This window comes from Anoxynatronum buryatiense, from assembly GCF_900182905.1.
GTDB lineage: Bacteria > Bacillota > Clostridia > Peptostreptococcales > Tindalliaceae > Anoxynatronum > Anoxynatronum buryatiense.
In genome coordinates this window covers 94,074-115,820 of record NZ_FXUF01000002.1, presented here as the reverse complement: position 1 = coordinate 115,820, position 21,747 = coordinate 94,074, and the positions used below count along the sequence as shown (strand labels likewise).

The following is a 21,747-nucleotide window of genomic DNA, read 5'->3' as shown; positions in this document are numbered from 1 at the left end:
TCCACTTGTGTTCATCTTAAGCTCTTTCATCATTTTATCCGGCTCAGTAGCTTAATGGAGCAACACCACCAGATTGTTTCGGTGTATCACTTCATCATATGGCTTATAGCCCAATATTTCAATGATTTCAGAGGATTTCAGGCCCTTAATCTGATCAATTTCCATCGAACTGTAATTTGTCACGCCCCGGGCCACTTCCACCCCCGACTGGCTGACGATGGAAACGATCTGACCCTCCCTGAAGCGTTCCTCTGTCTTCAGAACACCGCTGGGAAGCAGGCTTTTTTGCCGTTCTGTCAGTGCTCTCACCGCGCCATCATCCACCACCAGCCGGCCGGCCGGCGTACTTCCAAAGGCAATCCAGTGTTTCCTTGCCTGCAGGGGATGTTGCTGCTCTTGGAACCATGTGCCAATTTCATGGCCGTCAATCACATCCTGAATCACCCCGGGTGTACTGCCATTGACAATCACCATGGCTGTTCCGGAGGTGGTGGCAATGCGGGCGGCATTGATCTTGGTGATCATCCCGCCGGTACCCAGACTGCTCCCGGCGCCGCCTGCGAGTTTTTCGATTTCAGGTGTGATTTCGCTGACGGTGTGAATCAGCTTTGCTCCGGGACATACCCGGGGATCCGCTTCACAAAGGCCATCAATATCAGAAAGGAGAATCAGCAGGTCTGCTTCTGCAATGCTGCTGACAATGGCAGAAAGGGTGTCATTGTCTCCCAGTTTGATTTCATCCACTGCAATGGCATCATTTTCATTCACAATGGGAACCACGCCCTGTTCCAGCAGAGAAAAGAAGGCATTTCGCACATGAAGAAAACGGGTGCGGTGGTGAATGTCTTCCTTTGTCAGCAGAATCTGGGCCACCACTTTGCCATACTCGGAGAAAAGTTTTTCATACATGTGAATCAGGATTCCCTGGCCCACTGCTGCTGCCACCTGCTTTTCAGGGATGGTATTGGGACGCTTCTTTAAATTCAACCGCCCAATGCCGGCACCAATGGAGCCTGAAGATACCAGTACCACTTCATAGTCCTGGTTATGGAGATCGGCAATCTGACGCACCAATAGCTCCATTCGGTTCAGATTCAGAAGACCATTGCCGTGGGTGATGGTAGAGGTGCCGACTTTGATGACAATGCGTTTCACATGCTGCATGCGTTCTTTTCGGTTCATCTACAGCGCCAAAGGCCTCGACGGGCTTCCGGCTTCCACCTTTCAGTCTAAATATGAGTTCCAGATAATATTTGCCGTAAAATAGTTCAACTATTATTGTACCATAGAGCACCGGGTTCGTCATAGTGGTTTCAATGCTGCCCGGCAGTTTTTTGTGATGTTTACAATTCTCCCTGCAAATCTCCTCGGCCAACCAGGGCATGATTGAACTTATAGCCAACTCCCCGCACATTAATGATGTATTGGGGATTTGAAGGTTCCGGCTCAATTTTCTTCCTTAAATTGCTGATATACCTGAATCCGTGACACTCAATTCAAAAACAACTATCAAAGCTTCAAAGGCCAAAAACCCTTGAACTTTGACACCCTGGATGGGCCATTGATCCATAAAATGATAAGTTTAACAGTAATGCTTGACCCACCTCACTGGGTTCATCCTAAAAAACAGCCATACTCCCCACTTGGTCGTGATTTGCATTGTCATATGAAGCAATTCACTTCAATGTTAGTCGCTTAACAGGCATAAAACGCCTCATACGCCCGGTTGAATGTGGTAAACCAGCGACAGTATATGCTGAACTTCAGAAAGGCAGACCGGGTATGGTTCACCAGCCTTACAGCCAGGTATATCATGTTCTTGATCACTGTTTTGATCCGTCGGCATTGGTTCTTTCGGCTGCGGGGGCATCCTCTTTTTTCAACGTCTCCAGGCCAATGAGTCTAAGCAGGTTGTATGTAAAAGCCCCTAATGTGAGAATCAACTGATTGGTGGCAAACTTGCCGGATGGTAGTCTTTCCAGGTCCAGGTCGGTTTTCAGCTCACTATGGAACTGTTCACTGGTGGCGTGTTGGTGATACAGTTTAATGACGGTTTCTTCTGGTGCTGTTAAGCTGGTCCACCAGGTGTCAATGTTTATATCTGGTATCAGGTAGAGTTGTCCATTGGCCGCCACGGTGGTTTCAGTGATTTGATACACCAGCCGCAGTTCCTGGTTGATGTCCGGGTTGAAGGTTTTGAGAGAACCGGTATAGACTTTCTTCCCTTCCCGGGGAATGGTTTGAGCTCCCTGTTCTTTGGCAAGGGAAAGCCAGTCTTCCGGGCTTTCCTTCCGGGGGTTTCGTTTGATCAGGTATTGGACCTGTTCATCATGACAGATGGTAAGGGTATCTGCACTGTCATGGGCACTGTCTGCCCGCAGCAGTAACTCCTGGGCAGGGTTGATCCTTCGGCAGATGCGGATGCTCTCTTGGATAAACGCCGGTGCGTCTTTCTGAGAATGGTCGCTTCCCTTTCGCAGGGAAGCCCCCACACAGTACCCTTCTTCTCCCAGGTAAGCGAAGATGGGTGCATAGCCATCCACTTTCTGGTAAGTGAGTTCAATGCCTTCTTTATGGCTGCCGGAGTTGTCAAAAACGCTGACATCAATGTCCAGGGCCACCAGTTTTTCATAACAAGGAGTGAGGGAGCCTTTCATTCGCTCGATCATGACAGCACTTTCTTCCATCACCATGGGACAGGCCTTCTCATCAGCGGATAACAGTTCCAGCCGCTGTCGGAGTGTGGCACTGGAGGGAATAGTCTTTAACTGCAGCTGTCCCTAAAAAAGGGGGCATCCCGAAAGATGTCCATATAGTTAAAACCATTTCGGCCTTGGCACAACAGGCCAATATAGACACTCAAGACATCATCGTTGGAGATTTTTACCCTGGAAGTCGGTACTTTCAGTGTGCTGGCTCGCAGTGGTAAGGCTGTTTTATGAACCATCAGCCCAGCCATTGCCAGGCCACCGTAGGGAACAAAAACTTCGTTGATCGTTTGAATCTTGTACTTTTTCACTCCATCACCCTCCAGGTATTAGTATACCTTAATTATACAGGAGTTCACCTGTCTGGTGAAGTGCTTAATAACGAAAATATGTTGTTATTTCAATGGTTTGACAGTGATGCAAATGTGGTTGTGTCACGGATTAAGGACGTTGTTTGTCTAACTGGTTCATAAAAAATCACCTCTTGGGACGGGTTACACGGCACTGACAGCCCCGGCGGGTTTCTCTTATTACAGCCTAAGGAGAGATGATTGGCGTACGGCTGCAAGAAAATGGCTGGAGCAGTTTAAGCAGATCCTGGTGAAGTCTATAATTTTAGATATCTTTTAGCGGAATTGTATGTCCACTTGAGCATTATTTGATATCATAGACCATATGAACTATTTTCTGCTGGATTGTCATCTGGGCATATCGGTCAAAGAGGTGATCGGATTGAGTCTGTTTCATTATTCCCCCACGCTCCTGGTCCTTGTGTTTATTATCCTTGCCATTTCTTTGCTGTACTTTTACCTCTTTTCCAAGAGCAAGGAGAAATACATCAATTACTGGGGATTAAGTTGGGCCATGTACGCCCTCAGCCTTATGTTTGGCTTTCTCATCCTTGAATTCCCCGATTCATCAGTTTTCATTGCATTAAAACAGATAAGCGACCTGTTCAATGGCCTCTTTCTGCTCTTCGGAACCTATTCCTTTATCAGTAAGAAGATCCCTTTTTACTGGCTGCAGTACACTCTGATCAATATTATGTGGATCGCAACCGCTGGCTATTACCAGTTATCGGTCCTCGCCATCACCTTGCTGCCCTCCATTTACCTCAGCATCATTGCCATTGCCGCAGGCATCAACTTCCTGAAGCACTGGAATTTTCACGGGATTGAAAATAAAATTGGTGGGCTGGTCTTTCTATTATGGGGGCTTCAGAAAGCCTACTACCCCTACATAAACCCCCAGTACTGGGATTCGCCCCAGGGCATGCTCAGTGAGATCGCCCTGGCAAGCATACTAAATTTCTGTATTCTCCTGGTATACCTTCAAAAAATACGCACCCAGCTGATGGAAAGCGAAGGACGGATCAAGCTGCTGGCCGATAACGCTCAGGATATGATCTACAGCTACCGCCTGAAGCCCGAGATGGGATTCGAGTATGTGAGCCCTGCCTCAAGACAGATCCTTGGGTACGATCCGGAGTTCTTTTACCGAAATCCTTCCACTTTTCACGACTTGACTCATCCCGAGGACATCCCTTTCCTGAAACTGATCAACGAATCCATCCTGCCGCCGGATGAACCCCTGATTTTGCGGTGGATGCACCGGGATGGCCACTACATCTGGACTGAACAGAAAAACAGCTTTATCAAGGACAAGAACAATCGGATCCTGGCCATTGAGGGGATTGTTCGGGATATCACTGAGCGCAAACGCACCGAGGAGGAAATGGCGAAGGCAAAAAAAGAAAGGCAGACGCTGCTTTCTTACATCTCCCACGAATTAAGAACACCTGTCACATCAATCCTTGGTTACATCACCGCCATGCTTGACGGTACCATCACCGAGCCCTTGGCGAAGAACAATTACCTTGAAGTCATCCAGTCCAAATCTCTGATGCTCCAGAGGCTGATTGAAGATCTATTCCAGTTAACACAGCTGGAGTCAAAGCAGATCACCTTTAATTTTTCCCAGATCAAGGCTGACGAACTGGCTGAGGAAATCACCAATAAGTATTCCTGGGAGGTTAAGAACGCCGGCCTGCATTTTAAAACCTCAGTGGTCAACTCCCATCAGTTTGACGATGCTGAAGTGATCATCGACCTGGAGCGCATTCACCAGGTTTTTTCCAATTTGATTTTCAATGCCATTAAAAACACACCTCCCGGCGGAACCATTCAGCTCCACTCTGAACTGGTAGACCTCAGGGAAAGACCCCACTTGCTGATGAAGGTGAAGGACAATGGAAACGGTATCCGGGAGCAGGACCTGCCACATGTGTTTGACCGATTCTATAAAGGCTCTCAGTTGAACCCGTCAAAAAAATCAGGAAGTGGCCTTGGCCTCACCATTGCCCGGGAGATCGTGACAGCCCACCAGGGGGAAATCCAGGTGGAGAGCCAATTCAAGGCAGGAAGCACCTTTTCAGTGACACTGCCCATATACCAGGAATAATACTTGCCCCAATCAATCGGAGCCTGAGCCGGTGACATGACATCACTGGTCCAGGCTCCTATACGATGGAGATGTAAGCGCTTATAGTGTAAAGTCTTCTACCGGCAGCTGTGACAGCTCCAGAAAGATGCCGGTGTAGCCCGCCAGAGCTTTTTCCATGTAGTCAGTCCGTACCATGTCCATGGGCCGATGTACGTACAGCTCCTGCATGGGGGAGTAACCAATGGCCGGTTTTTTATCTCGCCCGCACACCACGGATAAATCCGTGCCAAAGTTCCAGTAACCGTATTTCACCGGCTGACCAAGTCCTTCCAGTGCCTTTGCCGTTGCCTGGACAAACGGATGAGACTGTTCAATTTTCCAGGCTTCTTTGGTGTTGGCCATTGTGGCTGTTTTACCAGTGTAAGATTCTCTTGGCACTGCTGCAATTTCGACGGTCCCTTTAAAATCCGGGTCCTCAGCGGCCATTTCATCCAGCAACTCCTGGATTTCCTTAACACAGCTTTCAGCAGATTCTCCCGGTACGAACCGGCGGTCATAGGTGATGTGCGCTCGGTCCGGAACGATGCATAGGGCTCCCGGGGTGCAGTTGATGATGGTCAGGGCAATGCTGGAGCGGCCAAGGTCCGGGTCCGTTTGTGCGTTCTTTCTGACAACCTCTTCCACCCGGTCAATGAACCTGGTTGATTTATTCACGGCGTTAACCCCCAGCCAGGGAGCACTTCCATGTGAGGTGACCCCGTAGATGGTCACTTTCATTTCCACCCGGCCCCGGTGACCCAGAATGAGCTTCAGGGAAGTGGCTTCCGAGGATACAACACCGTGGTATTCCAGACCCTTCTCCGGCAGTGTTTCATCAATGAGCATCTTCATTCCCAGCTGCTCGGCAGGTTCCTCCAAAACCACACAGCTGAACATGAAAGTACCTTTCAGTGGCATGCCCTCTTTACGCAACTTCAGAAGTGCTGAACCGGCATACACCTGACAGGCAGCGCCGCCTTTGACATCGGCTGCCCCTCGGCCGTGAATCACTTCAGCCATTTCTGTGTCCATTTCGTCCTGGTTGACCACCTCTGTGACATCAATGGCTCCGCCGTAGGGGTCGTAACCTCCCCACTCGCTGTAATCACCAGGGTCAACATGATCAAGGTGTGAGTTGAACATGATGGTCGGACCTTCTTCAGTCCCTTTGATCAGTCCCACCACATTTCCCCAGTCGTCCCTGAACACTTCGTCATAGCCGAGTTTTTCCATCTCTTTTAAGTACAGGTCTGCCAGCTCTTTTTCTTCCCCCGGCAACGCCGGGATTCGCAGCAACCGCTGGCAGAAATCCATAGTCTGGGGTTTCAATTCTTCAGCGTAGGCTTGCAATTTCAGTTGAACGTTTTCCATGGTTTAACTCCTCCACTATGCTTACGCTTCTCGATAAAACAGTTTGCTATGTCAGCGTTTGTCAGCCTTAGATCAGAAGTGCCTCCAGTTAATAGGAAGCGTCGTAGACTTTTTTCAGGGAGTCGATTCTCTCCATAAGGGCCTGGTCTCTTGGCTTTGTCATGGAGCTGACCACCACGAACACAATGATGTTAACAATCAAGGTGAGTAGGCCGGAATGCATACCGAAGGGTGGTGTGAACATGGGGATAAAGGTGTAGGCTGCCAGCAGGGCGTTACTCACCAGGAGACCAGCAATGGCCCCTGCTGCTGTGGATCGCTTCCAGAACAGTGCTCCCGCAGTGGGCACTATGACCTGTGCGGTGCCGCTGAGGGCGATGAGACCTATGTTCACCAATAGGCCGGGGATAAAGATGGACATGAAGTAGGCCAGTGCGGCGAAGATTAGGATGGCCCAGCGTCCCACCCACACAAGGCTCTTTTGATCCATGTTTGTATTCACATATTTTTGGTGAATGTCAACGGTGTACACTGCCGACATGGAGTGGATCTGGGAGTTGGCCGTTGACATGGCCGCAGCGGCTCCGCATGCTGTAATGACAGAAGCCAGTACAAAAGGAGCGTATTTGAAAAGCATTACCGGCAGAATGGTGTCGGCCCGCTCAAGTCCCGGTTCAAGAATCACACCAGTCATACCAACCAGCATAGATCCAACATAGGCAATAGCTGCAAAGCCAAGGAGAAATGGCATCAGGTTGAACAGGCGGGACGACTTCACAGCGTACATCCTTGTCCAGAGCTGAGGGCCCATGAAAGCACCCAGGGGTGTGATGATGAACATGGACACCCACAACATGGGGCCTGCATTGCCCATGGGACCGGGCAGTGTTAGGTTTTCAGGTGCTGTTCTCACCAACGTCTGGAACAGGACTTCCACTCCGCCCACTTTTCCTGCCACGTAAAAACCGGCAAAGATCATTCCAAAGAATAGCAACACCCCATAAAACACGTCTGTCAGGGCAACGGCGCGTAATCCTCCGGCCCATACATAGACGATGATGACTGCGTAAAAGATGAGGCCGCCCACCCGCCAGGGGATGATGCCGCCAGAGGCGACTTCCAGTAAGTAAGCACCACCTGTTAGCTGAATTTGCAGGTAAGGCACCGTGAACAGAAGCATGATGACGGCAATGAGATCTGTGAGAAACTTGGAACCGTAATGATCGTTGAAAAAGTCACTGGGTGTAATGTAGTTGTTCTTCTTGCCAAAGTACCAGACACGTTTTCCCACCACAAAGTAAAGTATACCAAAGAGTATGTTCCAGGCAATGGCTGTCCAGTAAACCGGACCCCTGGTGTAGAAAAAAGCGTTGGATCCCAGGAAAGCAAAGGAACTCCACCAGGTGGCCGCCACTGTGAAAAACACTGCGATGGATCCCATTCCCCTGCCCTGCACGAAGAAATCCTCTGTGGTGGGCAGCGATTTTTTACTGGCAATGGCTCCCATACTGAGGGGAATCAACATAAAGATACCAATTATCACAATTGCAATGGCATTGTTTGTCATTGGTTATTTCCCCCTTTCACACCATCCTGTTCATCCTTTTCGCCCTCAATAAAATCCGCACCTTTTCCCCAGTTGGTTTTATAGGCATAAAGGAGAATGGTACACATGTATGCCCACATGACGATGGTGAAACTGTAGATAAAGGGCATCCCAAATATCATTGGCTCAATCCTGTTAATAAAATAAATCCCCGGAAACTCCATGATTGCAAATCCGATAAGCAGCAGGGTCCAGATTGTTTTTGCACTCAGTCCTTTTTTGCTATCTGCCATACATTTCAACCTCCTCATCATCAGCCGTCTGCGAGCAACCAAAAAGTACCGATGTTCCCCCTCCCCATGGTAAATTCTATCACGAACAATGCATCACCCTTCACTGTTTTCTATTGTTTATGATACCGAAAGAAGTATAAAAACAATTTAAAAACATCTTAAAATAGTATAAATTTTCTAAAATATCCGTATATATCCCTTCAATTGCTACTTTCCCGGGAGTTTGCCAGGAGTTTATATGATCCTTCAATTGCTAAATTGCCAGGAGTTTAGTAGTATAGTCTTAATAAAGACCACCCTTGTCCCAAGGAGGCCATTCCATGAACCAAGAAGTACTCGTCATCCTGATAATTGGAGGCATCATGTTCATACCCCTGTGGATTGGCAATCTTGCCGGCAATTATTCCAGCGGGTCCATTGAAGATTTTTTTATCCAGGACCGAAAGATGGGTGCTGTTGCACTGTATTTTACCGTTGCAGCCACCTGGTGGAGTTCCTTTGCTTTTTTAGGTTCCAATGCATATTTCTACAGCCTTGGCCCCGTCTACTGGACTGCCATTGCCTGGAACGTTCTTTTCGGTTTAATGTATTACCTGGTGGGGAAGCGTGTGTGGTTTTACGGCAAAACCAACCGTTACATCACCCCAAGTGATTTTTTCACAGACATCTATCAGTCCAGCATCCTTGGGAAGCTTGTCACCTGTATCATGCTGCTCTTTACCCTCCCCTACATCCAAATCCAGCTGACCGGAGGCGCCTACTTGATCCACGTGGCCACAAACCATCTGATACCAAGGGAGATGGCAGGCCTCCTCTTTTACGCCGTTATCGTGGTCTATGTTTGGACAGGAGGCTTGCGTGCTGTTGCCTGGACAGATATTTTCTACGGCACCCTTCTTTTCTGCGGTTTGATACTCATCGGTTTCCACTTTTCCGGCATTGTTGGGGGAATAAGTGAACTGTTTAACACCATCCAGCAAGTTGCACCTGAGCACCTGACACTTCCCGGGCCGACGGGAAGAGGAGATGAGTTGATGTGGATCTCCATGTTCTTCATCACTCCCCTGGGAGCGTTGATGGGGCCTCCCCTTTGGATCAGAATGTACGCCGCCCGCTCCCCCCGAATTTTCAATGCCATGCCCCTGCTGCTGAGCCTGACCGCCATAACATACCTGGGTTCCATGCTTCTGGGAAATGCGGGTTTTCTACTTGAGCCGGGTCTTCAGGACCCAGATACCATACTGCCCGTCATGCTATACAAATACGCTCCCGTGCCTTTTGCTTCTTTTATTCTGGTTTGTGGCGCAGCAGCTGCCATGTCCACGGTAAACTCCCAGTTGCACGCCCTGTCAGCGGTTTATACAATGGACCTCCACACCAGTGTTTTTCATAAACAGAAGAATGAGCAATTGGTTGCCGTTGGCCGTTGGATGCTTCTCATCTTCGCCGCTGTGGCCTATTTCATGTCCATTTTGATCCCGGGTCTGCTTATACAAATTGGATTGGTGGCTCTTAGTGGCACTGCCCAGATCATTGTACCCACATTGGGAGCGCTTTTTTGGAAAAAATCAACAGCCACTGGCGCCATCACCGGTCTGGTGGGAGGCATTGCATTGCTGCTTTTTCTCACCTTCAGCCCCGCTGTCCGTCCGCTTTGGGGACTGCACCCGGGAATGGCCGCCCTGATTGTTAATGGTTTTCTGTTTCTTACTGTCAGCATGATCCCTTCCTGCAAAGACATCCAGGTGTCCATCCGGATCAACGAATTAAGAAGCCTTGCGGAAAAACACAGAGTCTAATGTAACCACAGATTCATTACACCCAATGAATGGAGGTTTGACCATGGCAGGGGAAAGGATTTTGATTGTAGACGATGAACCCGAAATTCTCCAGCTGATTCAGTCATATTTACTCAAAGAAAACTATGTGGTCTTTGCGGCTGGAGATGCGGCCCAGGCACTGTGGCACATCAAACACTCATCTCCCAACCTGGTTATCCTGGACATCATGCTGCCTGACATTGACGGCATTGAGCTATGCCTTGAAATAAGAAGAACAACCAATGTTCCCATCCTCTTCCTCAGCTGCAAATCTGAGGAACTGGATAAAGTCTCCGCCTTATCCGTTGGAGGTGATGATTACATGGTAAAACCCTTCATGCCCGGCGAGTTAATTGCACGGGTTAAGGCGCATTTGCGGCGGGCCCGCCAGGGAAGCCAGCCTGATCATCAAGAAACCATCATTCGCCACGGAGATTTGGAAATAAACATGATGACGCACGAGGTTTCCGTGAACAATGCGGAAGTCTGTCTTTCGCATAAGGAATTTGAAATCCTGCGTATTCTGTGCGAAAACCCCAAGCGGATATACAGCACAGAACAGCTGTTTCAAATGGTGTGGAAATCCAACGCACTGGAAGGCGATGCCAGGACCATTATGGTCTACATCAGCAACATCCGAAAGAAGATTGAAAGTGATCCCTCCTGCCCCCAGTACATCTTGAATGTGAGAGGTGTTGGTTACAAATTCAACCACAACTTGATGTAACCCTCACCCTTATTCACATTGATGAATGTAAATCTTTTCAAACTCATCACCTTCTGATAAAATGTCCTTGCGCATGAAATTCAAAAGGGGATTATTGATGCGAAAACTGAAATGGATCCTAATGATCATGATGATGACGGGAATGATCACCAGTGCCTGTTCCATCCAACCGGCCACGGTGACCATTGAATCGACGGTTGATACCGCTGAAGCCGCCAACGGGGAACGCCCGGTAAGCCCCAGGATGTGACAGGTCCGGAGAACACGGAAATGTGGCGGTTTTTGATATCATTCACCGGAGTGAGAGCAAAAAAGTCGCCGATGTGTGCGGCAATCACTGGCATGGGATGCTTCCCTTCCTGGAGGCAGGAAACAGGGTCTCCCCGGGAGCCTATATGGTGGACGAATCTGGGAAAGAAATCCTGCTGAAGGGCAGCGGTTATACCCTGGAAGCGCTTTTCTTATCTGACCAAAGGGGATGCCTTCGATGCCAGCATTCATGCCACCAGAGGCTCGCTGTCAAGAAGGCCGTGGGAAAAAAGTGATTCGACTCAGAAAAACTCTATTTTAGTTGTCCTTTTTCTTGACAGGAGACCAATGAGGCGTTTTACGCCTGTTGAGCGACTAACATTGAAGTGAATTGCTTCATATGACAATGCAAGTCATGACCAAGGGGGTGATGGGCTCTTTTTTAGGATGAACCCAGTGAGGTGGGTCAAGCATTACTGTTAAATTTATCATCTTATGGATCAATGGCCCCTCCAGGTTGTCAAATTTTAAGGGTTTTTGGCCTTTAATGTTTCGACAGTTGTTTTTGTATTGAGTGTCACGGATTCAGGATAGAATTTTCTGAATTTGTCAGATGTTTTTTATGCTAAAGTTAAGGGACCCCCATGGAGTCCCCGAGAACACAGGCAATAATATCTAATTGATGTTAACAAATCATGCAAAAGTCTGCCTTCTGTTAAGTGCTGGAGGATTGTATTTCCAGTAAATCTTTCACATCTACAAATTCACCGTTGGGAAAATCATCAGCAAAGAGCAGTGATGCCAGTGCTTCTGCCACCACCTTGGCCGGGCGCAGCACACCGTCTGTCTTGAACTTAACAAAATCGGCCAGCGGCTTAAAATCCGCTTCTTTTGAACTTCGAATGGTCACCTGCATGTCGGTATCCATCACTCCTGGTGAAAAAGCCGCCAACTGAGTGCCATTTTTTTCATCCTTCTCTTCTTCTGCCGCACAACCGGTAAACAGGTTCACCCCCGCCTTGGCGGCACAGTAGGCACTCCAGCCGTAAATGGCACGCTTGGATGCCCCTGAGGTAACGGTTACCACCCGTTTAGGCGCTGCCAGTTCCCGGGACAACCGGAGGAATGCTGCTGTCAACGCCATGGGCGCCGCCAGATTGACATGAAGATTTGTCAGAATCTCTCCGGCAGTATATTTGGACAGGGGAGCGATGGGTTCCACCATTCCTGCATTGTTCACCAGATACAGTCCCGTTGCTTTTGAAAAGTCAATCTTGGCAAAGATCTGCACCATCAACGTTTCCAATGTTTCCACCTCTGCAAGGTCCGCCTGAATCACATCCATGGAGATTTCAAGTTTGGCTGCTTGATCAGCCAGCGACTGATTGGCCCTGCGCGCCACACACAGCAGGTGAACCAGTTCTCCCTTTTCCATCAATACTTCTGCCAATGCACTCCCCAACCCTTTGGAGGCACCTGTGATGATCACATATTTCATTTTGCCACCCTCCTTGTTTAATTATGGTGTTAGTCTTCCATCATAATTTTCAGCACTTCCACGTCGGTTTCCCGCATTCCCTCACGACCCAATCTTCCCACTGCCGTAATGGTTTTCTCCACACTATTTTTAACAATCCCAGCACCCTGTTCAAAAACAATGTTTTTCATGGCCAGATGGTGAGCCATCATGGCCGCATCCACACTGGATGCAATTTTGGCAGCACAGGAAGATTTTGCTCCATCACAGACGATACCGGAAACATTGGCCAGGGTGTTGATGATGGTCATTTCAATATTCTCCAGGCGACCACTTTCAAGATAAGTGACAGCTGCACCACTTCCACAGGCAGCACTTACAGCTCCACAATATGCAGAAAGCCGACCAATGCCGGTTTTCTGATGAACGGTGACCAGATTCGCCAGCGCCAGGGCCCGGCACAACCGGTCTTTACTGATTCCCTTGTCAGTGGCATAAACAATCACCGGCAGAGAGGTGGTCATGCCCTGGTTGCCGCTTCCGGAGTTTGTCATCACAGGAAAACTGCAACCATTCATACGGGCATCTGAACCTGCAGCAGCATAGGCACGCATTTTGGTGATCACATCATCACCATAGCATTCCAGCAACATTTTCCCAATGCCGGCACCATACGCTTCGGCCAGACCTTCTTCCGCAATTTCAAGGTTAAAAGCAATTTGACGATCCAGCAGTTCCCGGACGTCTTCCAGCCGGACTTCATTGGCAAAATCCAGTATATTTGCAATGTTAAGCCGGCTTCTGTCTGAAAGAACCGAGTTGAAGTCATTCATATCGGTTTCCTGTCGATAAACCACCTGACCATTGTGAAGAATTTCATGGATATTGGTATGGGCATGAATGATTTCCACCGACGCTTCATCTTCACCATGAAACACCTGCACCTTCAAATGCAGATTGGCCGCAGAATCCATCAGCTCCACCCGGCACATATTTGATTCCAGGGAGGTGTGAATCTGTTTCAGATCTTCGGTTTTTAGAGATTCCAGAACCTCCATTTCTCTGGAGGCATCCCCCTCTAATCCGGCCAAGGCACTGGCTGCAATGCCCTTCAGCCCGCCGGTGTTGGGAACCGTGACCGCTTTGGCGTTTTTGATGATGTTTCGGCTGCAGGCAACCACCATGTGCTGCGGATACACTCCCAATACTTCCCGTGCCTTTGCTGCCGCATAGGCAATGGCAATGGGTTCGGTGCACCCCAGTGCCGGAATTAATTCTTCCTTCAATATTTCCAGATACAGCTGGTATTGCTGCTGGTCCATGAATCCATCTCCTCTATCACAGTTTGTCTCGGTCATGATGGTGTACTTTTTACTTTCTTTCATCATACTATTTTGATCTTTTTTCATCAAGGTTTCTGAGTGGTGTGTGATTTTAGAGGCCGAATCATACGCTTCTGGATTTTATGGGGATCTATTGCAATCCTTTTTCATTGGCGCAAATACGTTGTTTGACGGTATGAAAGGCGAAGCCAGCACTGAGAGATTGATGTCTGCTGAAATACCGCTTCTCGAACGTTAATGATTGTAACAATCCTGAAACATTGTGTCATTTACACTTACTTGAAGTAAACAATACTGCTATTGTAATCAGTTGTATTTGCATGTACAAACGATAATTTGCGTCCGGAAGGACTCCAGTGAATACCCCGACTTTCTTCCCCTGGTACAATGTTAAATTCTTTGTTTCTTATCAGATCATATCCATAAATTCCCCAGTCCACGGTATCCGTTCGACTATAAGCAATCATTTTTTCATCCGGAGACCATGCAACGCCCCTTATTTCTTTACTCTCTACGATTATTTGAATGCTTTCTCCCTGAACATCGCAAAGAATAAGCCTTTCTGTAGTGCCATCACTTTGGAGAACAAGCAGATGATCTCCTCCTGAAGATGGAAACAAACCCACTACATCATCGATGTTCAAACTTGTCTTTTGGTTGGTTTCCAGATCAAGTTTCATTAATGCTGTCTCCGATTGTGTGTTGTAATAAACCGCATGATTGCTTTTTCTCACAATAAACAGGGACTCCTGATTTAAATCTCCCAAGGGAGTGATCACGCCTGATGTGCTTGCTGAGTATGCTCCTCCCTTGTAACTGGCCCCGACAACAGCTCCCTCGTCTCCCCAATGGGCACTATAAGCTCCTTCGATATTAAACGATTCCAACGTATCCAGATTCATAACATAATAGCCAGGGTCTCCTAATGTATAACCAGAATAGAGGAGATGGCTACCATCATCAGACAAAGTTGCCCCACCCATGAACCGGTTTTCTTCTTCTTTCAGCAGCCTGAACTCATTGGTACTCAGGCTATACGTGTACAGACTTATCGGATAGCTGTCTGAAAGCTCCTCAAGCTTCATCTTTTCCAGCGTTTCATTTTCTTTTGAAACAATAACGGTGTTTTCGTCCAACCAATCAGATATTTCCATGCCTTCATATTGTTCCATCTTATCCACTGATAAAAAACTCACATCATCATCTTCTGTGTTTTCTGCGATATTCACATTTTCAACCGGCTCTTCCATTACTTCCTCGTGATCACTTTGAGCCTGACATCCAACGAGGGTGGTCAGCACAAAAACAAATAAAATACTTATTAGTATTTTGAATTTAATCAACTAAATTCCTCCCCATTGATACATAAACCTCTCAAATCTGCAGTTTAATCAATATTATATAGTGAGCGTATCCTAACTGAAGCAATTGGTTAGTTGTCTCTCGATGGCAAGATATTCGTTGAGTTAATTGCCTTAACCTATTTGTCCCACGTGAAAATGAAGATGCAAGATGCCGGCCTGTTCACCAAATGGACCCTCCAGGGCCTCTTGGATGAACTTGACGCCATTGTCATGATGAGCCGCCTCCTGCAACAAACGTTGGTGGAGGCAGCTCGTGAGTTTTTCGTTGATGTAATGGATTACCAGGAACCACTACGAATCATGTTGGAAACCTCGCTGAACAAGAAGTTCGAATGTGGGGTGGTAGGTGGTTCGAAACCCTCAGGTCTCACCTTTCTTTGAGGAGGGTTTCTGTGCAGTCTGCCACCTGCCACTTTATCCAGTTCTTCTTCTGGCAGTTCTTTGCCTGCAGCCACCGCTTCTATGATTTTCACTAAATACTCCCGCTGCTGAGTCACTTCTTCCAGTGTCAAAGACACTCCCTTTTCCTTTAAAAATGCCTGCACCTCTTCTGCCGTTTCTTTGCCGAATAATGCTTCCGCAAATCCTTCTTCCTGCTCCATCAGCGCTTCCAGTTTTTTCATGTTCTCTTCCATAGGCTCATCTCCTTTAGTTTTTTTGCCATTAGCCAGTGAACTATTCTATAAAGGGCTCCGGCTCTTTTTTAGAAGCATAAATCAAACAGGATCCATCCGTTCCACGCCGCCCATATAGCTTTGAAGGGCTGTTGGAATCACCACAGTGCCTTCGGTTGATGAAATCTGTTAAGTATTCATTTCATTATATCAAGATTTAGTAGTATAAGAGTAGTTATATTTGTAACTACTCAGACTGAAGACAAAGTCAGAAAAACCATCTAAAAAAATGAAAAAAGGGAAATTTCTTTGAAAATCAAAAAGGAATTTCCTTTTTGATGTCGAAATATACATGTAAGGCAATTGATAGAAGATTTAGGGAGGGATGACCCATGATTACACGCCAAAAAGAGAAACAACGGACACAGATCGAACTGATTTCACTGGATGAACTGGTTTCAAAGGACTACCTGAAAGTGGCGCAAGGGGATGGAGAGGCCTGGGCCTTCTTCTTTCAAACGCTTTGTGGCTTTCCTACGCAAAATGCTGGCTCCCATTGAGGGAAACCAGCATTTTGTCTTCAGTCTGACGCCCCACTTTTATTAAACAAGCGGGGCGTTTCTATGTGAGTAAAATTTAGACCTGATCTTATGGAGCGGGTGAAGGGAATCGAACCCTCGTAACCAGCTTGGGAAGCTGGGGCTCTGCCATTGAGCTACACCCGCAGATTGCCTCAGATGATTATATCAAAAAAAATAATAAAGCGAAACCACCCAGATACTTTTCTTTTGATCAGGTGGCACCTTTCATGTTTCTGGATTTTTTTTCAGATTTTTTGTTTCGGGATCATGTTAATCATTTTGTGCTTCTTTTTGTCAGTGATCAGTTGAATTCAGTGGTTTGACCAACAACACCGCCACATCGTTCACATTGGTGCCGGTGGGGCCGGTGATCACCAGGTCGTCAGATGACTTCAGGGCATGATAGGCATCGTTGCACTGCAGTGCATTTTCCGGGTCAATTCCGGCAGCTCGCATGCGACAGGCACTCTCACCATCCACCATTCCGCCGGCGGCATCGGTGGGGCCATCGGTACCGTCGGAACCTACGGAAAACAGCACCGCATTGGCCAGCCCTTCCATCCCCAACGCAGCCGCCAGAGCCAGCTCCTGATTTCTGCCTCCTTGACCATTGCCCATGAGATGGACCACGGTTTCGCCGCCCATAATGATGGCACAGGGAGGTTTCGGCCGATGACCGCCTGCTTGATCACTTTGTCGTTCTGCCAGCTCCCGGGCCATTGCTGCCATCACCCTGCCCGCCTCCCTGGCTTCACAGTCCAGTGTGGTGGTAAGAATCTGCGGCTCGTAGCCTCTTTGAAGGCAGGCCTCGGCTGCAGCGGCACACAAACCCGTCACGTTGCCGGCAATGATGGTCTCGCAGCGGGTGGTAATGGCGGGTGTTTTCATGGCCAGTGCCTGGTGCACCGATTCATTTATCTGCAAATCATACCGATGTATGATGGCCAGCGCTTCCTGAGTGGTGGATGAATCAGGATGTGCAGGACCGGAAGCGATGACATCCAGCCGGTCTCCCAGCACATCTGAAAGAACGATGGCCAGGATTGGTGCTGCACCGCAGGCAGCGGCAAAGCGTCCGCCTTTGACGGCTGAAAGACGTTTACGGATGGTATTTATTTCACCAATGGATGCACCGCTGGCCAACAACTGTCCGGTGATCATTTGAATGTCATTCAGGGTGACACCTGCTGCCGGCATTTCAAAAAGAGATGACCCGCCTCCTGAAATCAGCAGCAACACCTGATCTTCAGCAGTGAGTTCGCTGACCATTTCAAGGGCGGCAGCGGCACCTCTCACAGCATTTTCATCGGGAACCGGATGCCCCGCCTCAATGATTTGAAAGCCTGTCAGTGGTCCCCGGGAATGGCCGTATTTGGTGATCACCAGTCCCCGGGTCAACCGGTCTCCCAGGATTTCTTGAGCGGCATGAGCCATTGACCAGGCGGCTTTTCCCAGAGCAATGACCATCGGACTACCCGTCAATGGATGGCTTTTTAGTGCTTTTTTCACAGCCGCCTCTGGCAGAACCGCCTGAATGGATGCCGTGATGATGGCATGAGCGTCTTGCTTCATGCCTGTTGGTGGTCCTTTTCGGCTGACCGACTGATCTGCTGCTTTCATTCCGTCATCTCTCCTTCAGTGTCAGTCTGAGCCAGTGCCGATTGGTAAACGGCCTGCAGACTAACGCCCGCTCTTAGGGCTGCTTTCCGGCAATCTTCATATTCCGGCGATTCCTTCACCACACCTTGCCAGTGAGCCCGTTTCACCCGCACCGGCCCAAAAGGGGTCTCAACCTGTCGAAGTTCCCTTGTCATCACAGCTCGTCTGGATTCTGAGATGCGCACACCCAGGGTGGTGGTTTCCCGAAAGATAATTTCAAGGAGCTTTCTTTCATCTGATCGGTGGCAGATCACTTCCAGTTTGACTCCCGGTCGATTCTTTTTCATGTAAAGGGGGGTAAAGGAAACATCCAGTGCCCCGGCAACCAGCAGCTGCTCCATGGCGAACCCCAAGGTTTCCCCTGTGGTGTCGTCTAAGCTGGCATGAATCACCGTCACCTGATGAGGCGTTACTGCGCCGGGGTCATCACTGTCTTTTTTTTTTCGCCCAGTACCATGCGCAGCATGTTGGGAATTTCAAGGTCACGGGTGCCCGCCCCGTAGCCGATGGCGGTGACTTCCATGGCTGGCAGCGGACCGTATCCATTTGCCATGCCAGCGGCAATGGCGGCTCCGGTGGGCGTTACCAGCTCACGGGGGATCCCTGTGTTATAAAAGGGCATTTGGTGATTTTGAATGATCTGCAGGGTGGCCGGCACTGGTACGGGCATCAGCCCGTGCTGGCACTTCACAAAGCCGGTGCCGGTATGCAGGGGCGACACCACCACCTGATCCACCTTCAAGTGACACAGGCAAATGGCCGCTCCCACGATATCCACAATGGAATCCACCGCCCCCACTTCATGAAAATGAACTTCTTCAATGGGTTTGCCATGCACCGTTGCCTCTGCTTCCGCCACAATGCAGAAGATTTTTTTGCTGAGGACTTTCACCGGCTCTTCCAGGCCACTTTCGTTAATCATGGTTTCCACTGCCGCCAGGTTCACATGGTGATGCTCCTGAATTATTTCGTCATGAGGATGACTGTGGTGATGGTAATGTTCATGAGCATGCCCGTGATGACTGTGGTCATGCTCATGGTCATGGCCTTCCTCCTGATGATGGTGGTACTCCCCATGATGATAGCTTTCAGCGCCTGTCAGTTTTACATTCACCTTAGTCCCCTGTATTCCCTGCTTTTCAGCTGGTATCACCTCTAAGCGGTAACCTTCAACTGCCAGCTGTGACAAACCCTCCCGCAGTACCTGTTCCTCCACACCCAGATCAAGAAAAGCCCCCAGCGTCATGTCCCCGCTGATACCGGCAAAACAGTCAAGATATAATGTTTTCAATGAAATCATGCTCCTTTTCAGTTGATTGGCACGTGAATCGATATGGTGTTGGTCAGGGCATCTGCCCATGGTTTTCATCCAGTCCCATTGTACCACAAACCATCACAACAGCGGCCTTTACCTGGCCCAGATCTGAAATACTGTCAACAGCACCATCATCACGAAAAGTGTCACCGCATAAATCAGGGCATCTCCAAAAATAATGGGCGATTCATATCGCTTCACGCAGAAGGTGGAAAACCGCCGGCAAAAACTGAGCACAGGGTGCAAAATCACCTGTTCAGCCGATACCCAACGAGGCAGTTCCAGGGCAAAGAGCTGGAACCGCCGACCTAAAATAAACAGAAGAAATCCGGCAGCAAAAACAGGAATGGTTCCCAAAAGATCTTTACCATTCCAAAAATTAAGTCCAGTGAGCTGAATTTCCACCAACGCCGGTACCCGGGAAACCCACATGGCTGCCGGCGCCATCAAATGCCTGATCCAGAAAGCAGGAAGCAGGCCTGTGAAAGCCATGATCACTGCCAGGCAGGTCATCACCTGGGTCATCCAACGTGACGGTCCCACCACCTGTCCATCGGGCAAAAGGGACGATTGACTGAGCAGGAGAACCTCCCCTGATTTCACGAAAACAAAATAGAAGTATTTGATGGCGTAAGCTACCGTTCCTGCACCGGCAGCCTTGTAGAGCCATTCTGCCATTTGCAGGGAGGCTGGCCCCTGATCCATGGCCTGGACAAGGCCATGGTGCAGCAATGTCTTGCTGACATAACCGTTCAATCCGGGAAACCCGGTGATTCCCATAAGTGCGATAAGCGTAAGTATTGCAATCACAGGCATTTTTTTCCAGAGACCTCCCAGTCGGTAAAGATTCACCTCATCTGTGGCAAAGAAAAGGGTGCCGGCGGTCATGATCAACAGTGCTTTGAAGAAGAGATGATTGATCATATGATAGAGGGTACCGGCCACACCATAGACTCCCAGGTATCCCAGATATGCAGAAATGCCAACACCCATGATCACGTAGCCCATCTGGCTGATGGTGCTGTAGGCCAGCATTCGCTTGATATTACTCTGCATCAGAGCCAGCAAGGCACCTGCAATCATGGTGATGATCCCCGCCCAAAGGAGCATCAGCCCCACCTGCTCAGACACCTGCCAAAGAACGGCACTGAAAGGTGCCTGATCTTCCGCTCCGGCAGAAAAGGTCACTGACATCACTCGCAACATGCCGTAGCCACCCACTTTTACCAGCATGGCCGAAGACAGAATCACCACTGCAAAAGGGGCCTTTTCGTAAATGCGGGGCATCCAAAAATGAAAGGGCACCATCCCAGCCTTCATTCCCAGTCCCGTTAACAAGAACAGGGCGATCAGATATTTGATGCTCCCCATTTCACTGAACTGCGCTGCAAGGTGCACCCATTCTGCCGTTCCCGTATAAGCTACCAAGAGCAATATGCCGCTCAGCAGCAGCAGGCCGCCCAGGATACCCATGTACAGATACACAAAACCGGCCTCCAGCTGTTCTTCCCCCCGGTGGTAGACCATTAGTGCATAGGAACTCAGGGTCATTAGTTCAAAAAAGAGAAAAAATGTAAGAAAATCGCCGGCCAGAAAAGCTCCCTGTGTCGCCAGATAGGTGATGGTGTAAAAAAGATAATGAATGTCTTCCATGCTGTAATATCCCACCAGCAGCCACAGGATTCCTGCCAATACTAAAAAAGGATAGTTCAGCAGGTTTATTTGAAAATACATGCCCTGACCGAAAACGCCGCCCAGCCGGTAAATGATGGGCTCCTCCATCACTTCCCAATAGGTGGCTGCCAGAATGATCGTATTCAGAAACACAAACCCCTTGGCCGCATTACGCCGCACCTGGCGGGGCTCCTGTCCCGGCATGATCCGGGGCAGCATCAGTTCAATCACCATAAACATGATCACCAACAGCGGTAATCCCATCTGCACCATCAGCCGAATATAGTTCAAGCGAAGACCTCCCGTCTGCTGAAATGCACGTTCTACTTCACTCATACCACAGAAGACAGTCTGACTATCAGATGAAATACAGATGTCAGCAAATCACCGGAATTGACTGAAGCGATGACGTCTTTCCATGGATTTACAGAATCCTTACCTGTTTTTTACATGATCTGAAACCAACTTCCCCGGCCATTTGATACATTAGTGGTGACATTATTCCCCCGCAACAACCATCAGCAA

21 protein-coding genes and 1 tRNA gene are annotated in these 21,747 nt (G+C 48.8%); 6 read left to right on the top strand and 16 right to left on the bottom strand.

Annotation, left to right across the window (positions count from 1 at the left end; all coding sequences use genetic code 11):
- Positions 1-51 precede the first annotated feature (51 nt).
- The 4 genes from proB to QOL74_RS03280 form a co-directional block, all read right to left on the bottom strand.
- A complete protein-coding gene (proB, locus tag QOL74_RS03295) occupies positions 52-1,182 on the bottom strand; it encodes a glutamate 5-kinase (protein WP_283408013.1) in 1,131 nt (376 codons plus the stop codon).
- 161 nt (positions 1,183-1,343) lie between these two features.
- On the bottom strand, positions 1,344-1,472 hold the full coding sequence (locus QOL74_RS03290; RefSeq protein WP_430383854.1) for a winged helix-turn-helix domain-containing protein: 129 nt from the start codon (positions 1,470-1,472) through the stop codon (positions 1,344-1,346).
- Positions 1,473-1,823: 351 nt separating this feature from the next.
- Positions 1,824-2,759, bottom strand: a complete 936-nt coding sequence (locus QOL74_RS03285; RefSeq protein ID WP_283408279.1) for an IS1380 family transposase — start codon at positions 2,757-2,759, stop codon at positions 1,824-1,826.
- Positions 2,760-2,764: 5 nt separating this feature from the next.
- Positions 2,765-3,019, bottom strand: coding sequence for a hypothetical protein (locus QOL74_RS03280; RefSeq protein ID WP_283408012.1), 255 nt, complete (start codon positions 3,017-3,019; stop codon positions 2,765-2,767).
- A 421-nt stretch (positions 3,020-3,440) separates the two neighbouring features.
- Here QOL74_RS03280 and QOL74_RS03275 point away from each other — a divergent pair, with 421 nt between their 5' ends.
- Positions 3,441-5,168 (top strand): sensor histidine kinase, encoded by a 1,728-nt coding sequence (locus tag QOL74_RS03275; RefSeq protein WP_283408011.1) that lies wholly within the window; start codon positions 3,441-3,443, stop codon positions 5,166-5,168.
- Positions 5,169-5,249: 81 nt separating this feature from the next.
- On the opposite strand, the gene QOL74_RS03270 is transcribed toward QOL74_RS03275, so the two are convergent.
- From QOL74_RS03270 to QOL74_RS03260, 3 genes are all read right to left on the bottom strand, one after another.
- The gene (locus QOL74_RS03270) at positions 5,250-6,560 is read right to left on the bottom strand and encodes a M20/M25/M40 family metallo-hydrolase (protein WP_283408010.1); all 1,311 of its coding nucleotides are present in this window, start codon (positions 6,558-6,560) and stop codon (positions 5,250-5,252) included.
- 88 nt (positions 6,561-6,648) lie between these two features.
- Complete coding sequence (locus QOL74_RS03265; protein ID WP_283408009.1) at positions 6,649-8,127, bottom strand: sodium:solute symporter family protein; 1,479 nt, start codon at positions 8,125-8,127, stop codon at positions 6,649-6,651.
- Entirely contained in the window at positions 8,124-8,399 is a 276-nt protein-coding gene (locus QOL74_RS03260; protein ID WP_283408008.1) for a hypothetical protein, read from the bottom strand. Before QOL74_RS03260 ends, QOL74_RS03265 begins: the two co-directional genes overlap by 4 nt.
- Before the next feature lie 320 nt (positions 8,400-8,719).
- Here QOL74_RS03260 and QOL74_RS03255 point away from each other — a divergent pair, with 320 nt between their 5' ends.
- The 4 genes from QOL74_RS03255 (at position 8,720) to QOL74_RS03240 (ending at position 11,491) form a co-directional block, all read left to right on the top strand.
- Positions 8,720-10,198 (top strand): sodium:solute symporter family protein, encoded by a 1,479-nt coding sequence (locus QOL74_RS03255; RefSeq protein ID WP_283408007.1) that lies wholly within the window; start codon positions 8,720-8,722, stop codon positions 10,196-10,198.
- Between the two features lie 43 nt (positions 10,199-10,241).
- Entirely contained in the window at positions 10,242-10,946 is a 705-nt protein-coding gene (locus QOL74_RS03250) for a response regulator transcription factor (RefSeq protein WP_283408006.1), read from the top strand.
- A 97-nt stretch (positions 10,947-11,043) separates the two neighbouring features.
- Positions 11,044-11,196, top strand: coding sequence for a hypothetical protein (locus tag QOL74_RS03245; RefSeq protein ID WP_283408005.1), 153 nt, complete (start codon positions 11,044-11,046; stop codon positions 11,194-11,196).
- 22 nt (positions 11,197-11,218) lie between these two features.
- Positions 11,219-11,491, top strand: coding sequence for a hypothetical protein (locus QOL74_RS03240; RefSeq protein WP_283408004.1), 273 nt, complete (start codon positions 11,219-11,221; stop codon positions 11,489-11,491).
- Positions 11,492-11,910: 419 nt separating this feature from the next.
- On the opposite strand, the gene QOL74_RS03235 is transcribed toward QOL74_RS03240, so the two are convergent.
- The 4 genes from QOL74_RS03235 to QOL74_RS03220 form a co-directional block, all read right to left on the bottom strand.
- A complete protein-coding gene (locus QOL74_RS03235) occupies positions 11,911-12,693 on the bottom strand; it encodes a (S)-benzoin forming benzil reductase (RefSeq protein WP_283408003.1) in 783 nt (260 codons plus the stop codon).
- A 29-nt stretch (positions 12,694-12,722) separates the two neighbouring features.
- Positions 12,723-13,994, bottom strand: coding sequence for an L-cysteine desulfidase family protein (locus QOL74_RS03230; protein ID WP_283408002.1), 1,272 nt, complete (start codon positions 13,992-13,994; stop codon positions 12,723-12,725).
- Positions 13,995-14,290: 296 nt separating this feature from the next.
- Positions 14,291-15,358: a TolB-like translocation protein gene (locus QOL74_RS03225; protein WP_283408001.1), complete on the bottom strand. Its 1,068-nt coding sequence runs from the start codon at positions 15,356-15,358 to the stop codon at positions 14,291-14,293.
- A gap of 299 nt (positions 15,359-15,657) precedes the next feature.
- Positions 15,658-16,014: a hypothetical protein gene (locus QOL74_RS03220; protein ID WP_283408000.1), complete on the bottom strand. Its 357-nt coding sequence runs from the start codon at positions 16,012-16,014 to the stop codon at positions 15,658-15,660.
- A gap of 371 nt (positions 16,015-16,385) precedes the next feature.
- Between QOL74_RS03220 and QOL74_RS03215 the strand changes: the two genes are divergently transcribed.
- A complete protein-coding gene (locus tag QOL74_RS03215) occupies positions 16,386-16,553 on the top strand; it encodes a hypothetical protein (protein WP_283407999.1) in 168 nt (55 codons plus the stop codon).
- A gap of 91 nt (positions 16,554-16,644) precedes the next feature.
- Here the strand turns inward: QOL74_RS03215 and QOL74_RS03210 are convergent.
- The 5 genes from QOL74_RS03210 to QOL74_RS03190 form a co-directional block, all read right to left on the bottom strand.
- Positions 16,645-16,718 (bottom strand) — tRNA-Gly (locus QOL74_RS03210).
- Between the two features lie 150 nt (positions 16,719-16,868).
- Positions 16,869-18,194, bottom strand: a complete 1,326-nt coding sequence (locus QOL74_RS03205) for a glycerate kinase type-2 family protein (protein WP_283407998.1) — start codon at positions 18,192-18,194, stop codon at positions 16,869-16,871.
- Positions 18,191-18,625, bottom strand: a complete 435-nt coding sequence (gene larC2, locus QOL74_RS03200) for a nickel pincer cofactor biosynthesis protein LarC2 (protein ID WP_283407997.1) — start codon at positions 18,623-18,625, stop codon at positions 18,191-18,193. Before larC2 ends, QOL74_RS03205 begins: the two co-directional genes overlap by 4 nt.
- Before the next feature lie 17 nt (positions 18,626-18,642).
- The gene (gene larC / locus QOL74_RS03195; RefSeq protein WP_283407996.1) at positions 18,643-19,524 is read right to left on the bottom strand and encodes a nickel pincer cofactor biosynthesis protein LarC; all 882 of its coding nucleotides are present in this window, start codon (positions 19,522-19,524) and stop codon (positions 18,643-18,645) included.
- Positions 19,525-19,641: 117 nt separating this feature from the next.
- Positions 19,642-21,513 carry a complex I subunit 5 family protein gene (locus tag QOL74_RS03190; protein ID WP_283407995.1) on the bottom strand — a complete coding sequence of 624 codons (1,872 nt, stop codon included), beginning with the start codon at positions 21,511-21,513 and terminating at the stop codon, positions 19,642-19,644.
- Between the last annotated feature and the right edge of the window lie 234 nt (positions 21,514-21,747).

What these genes read in the sequence shown, in the direction of transcription:
- QOL74_RS03220 (WP_283408000.1), bottom strand. Translation starts at nt 16,014, where the DNA reads ATGGAAGAGAACATGAAAAAACTGGAAGCGCTGATGGAGCAGGAAGAA.
- QOL74_RS03205 (WP_283407998.1), bottom strand. Translation starts at nt 18,194, where the DNA reads ATGAAAGCAGCAGATCAGTCGGTCAGCCGAAAAGGACCACCAACAGGC.
- QOL74_RS03250 (WP_283408006.1), top strand. Translation starts at nt 10,242, where the DNA reads ATGGCAGGGGAAAGGATTTTGATTGTAGACGATGAACCCGAAATTCTC.
- QOL74_RS03215 (WP_283407999.1), top strand. Translation starts at nt 16,386, where the DNA reads ATGATTACACGCCAAAAAGAGAAACAACGGACACAGATCGAACTGATT.
- QOL74_RS03260 (WP_283408008.1), bottom strand. Translation starts at nt 8,399, where the DNA reads ATGGCAGATAGCAAAAAAGGACTGAGTGCAAAAACAATCTGGACCCTG.
- QOL74_RS03255 (WP_283408007.1), top strand. Translation starts at nt 8,720, where the DNA reads ATGAACCAAGAAGTACTCGTCATCCTGATAATTGGAGGCATCATGTTC.
- proB (WP_283408013.1), bottom strand. Translation starts at nt 1,182, where the DNA reads ATGAACCGAAAAGAACGCATGCAGCATGTGAAACGCATTGTCATCAAA.
- QOL74_RS03245 (WP_283408005.1), top strand. Translation starts at nt 11,044, where the DNA reads ATGCGAAAACTGAAATGGATCCTAATGATCATGATGATGACGGGAATG.
- QOL74_RS03265 (WP_283408009.1), bottom strand. Translation starts at nt 8,127, where the DNA reads ATGACAAACAATGCCATTGCAATTGTGATAATTGGTATCTTTATGTTG.
- QOL74_RS03230 (WP_283408002.1), bottom strand. Translation starts at nt 13,994, where the DNA reads ATGGACCAGCAGCAATACCAGCTGTATCTGGAAATATTGAAGGAAGAA.
- QOL74_RS03235 (WP_283408003.1), bottom strand. Translation starts at nt 12,693, where the DNA reads ATGAAATATGTGATCATCACAGGTGCCTCCAAAGGGTTGGGGAGTGCA.
- QOL74_RS03270 (WP_283408010.1), bottom strand. Translation starts at nt 6,560, where the DNA reads ATGGAAAACGTTCAACTGAAATTGCAAGCCTACGCTGAAGAATTGAAA.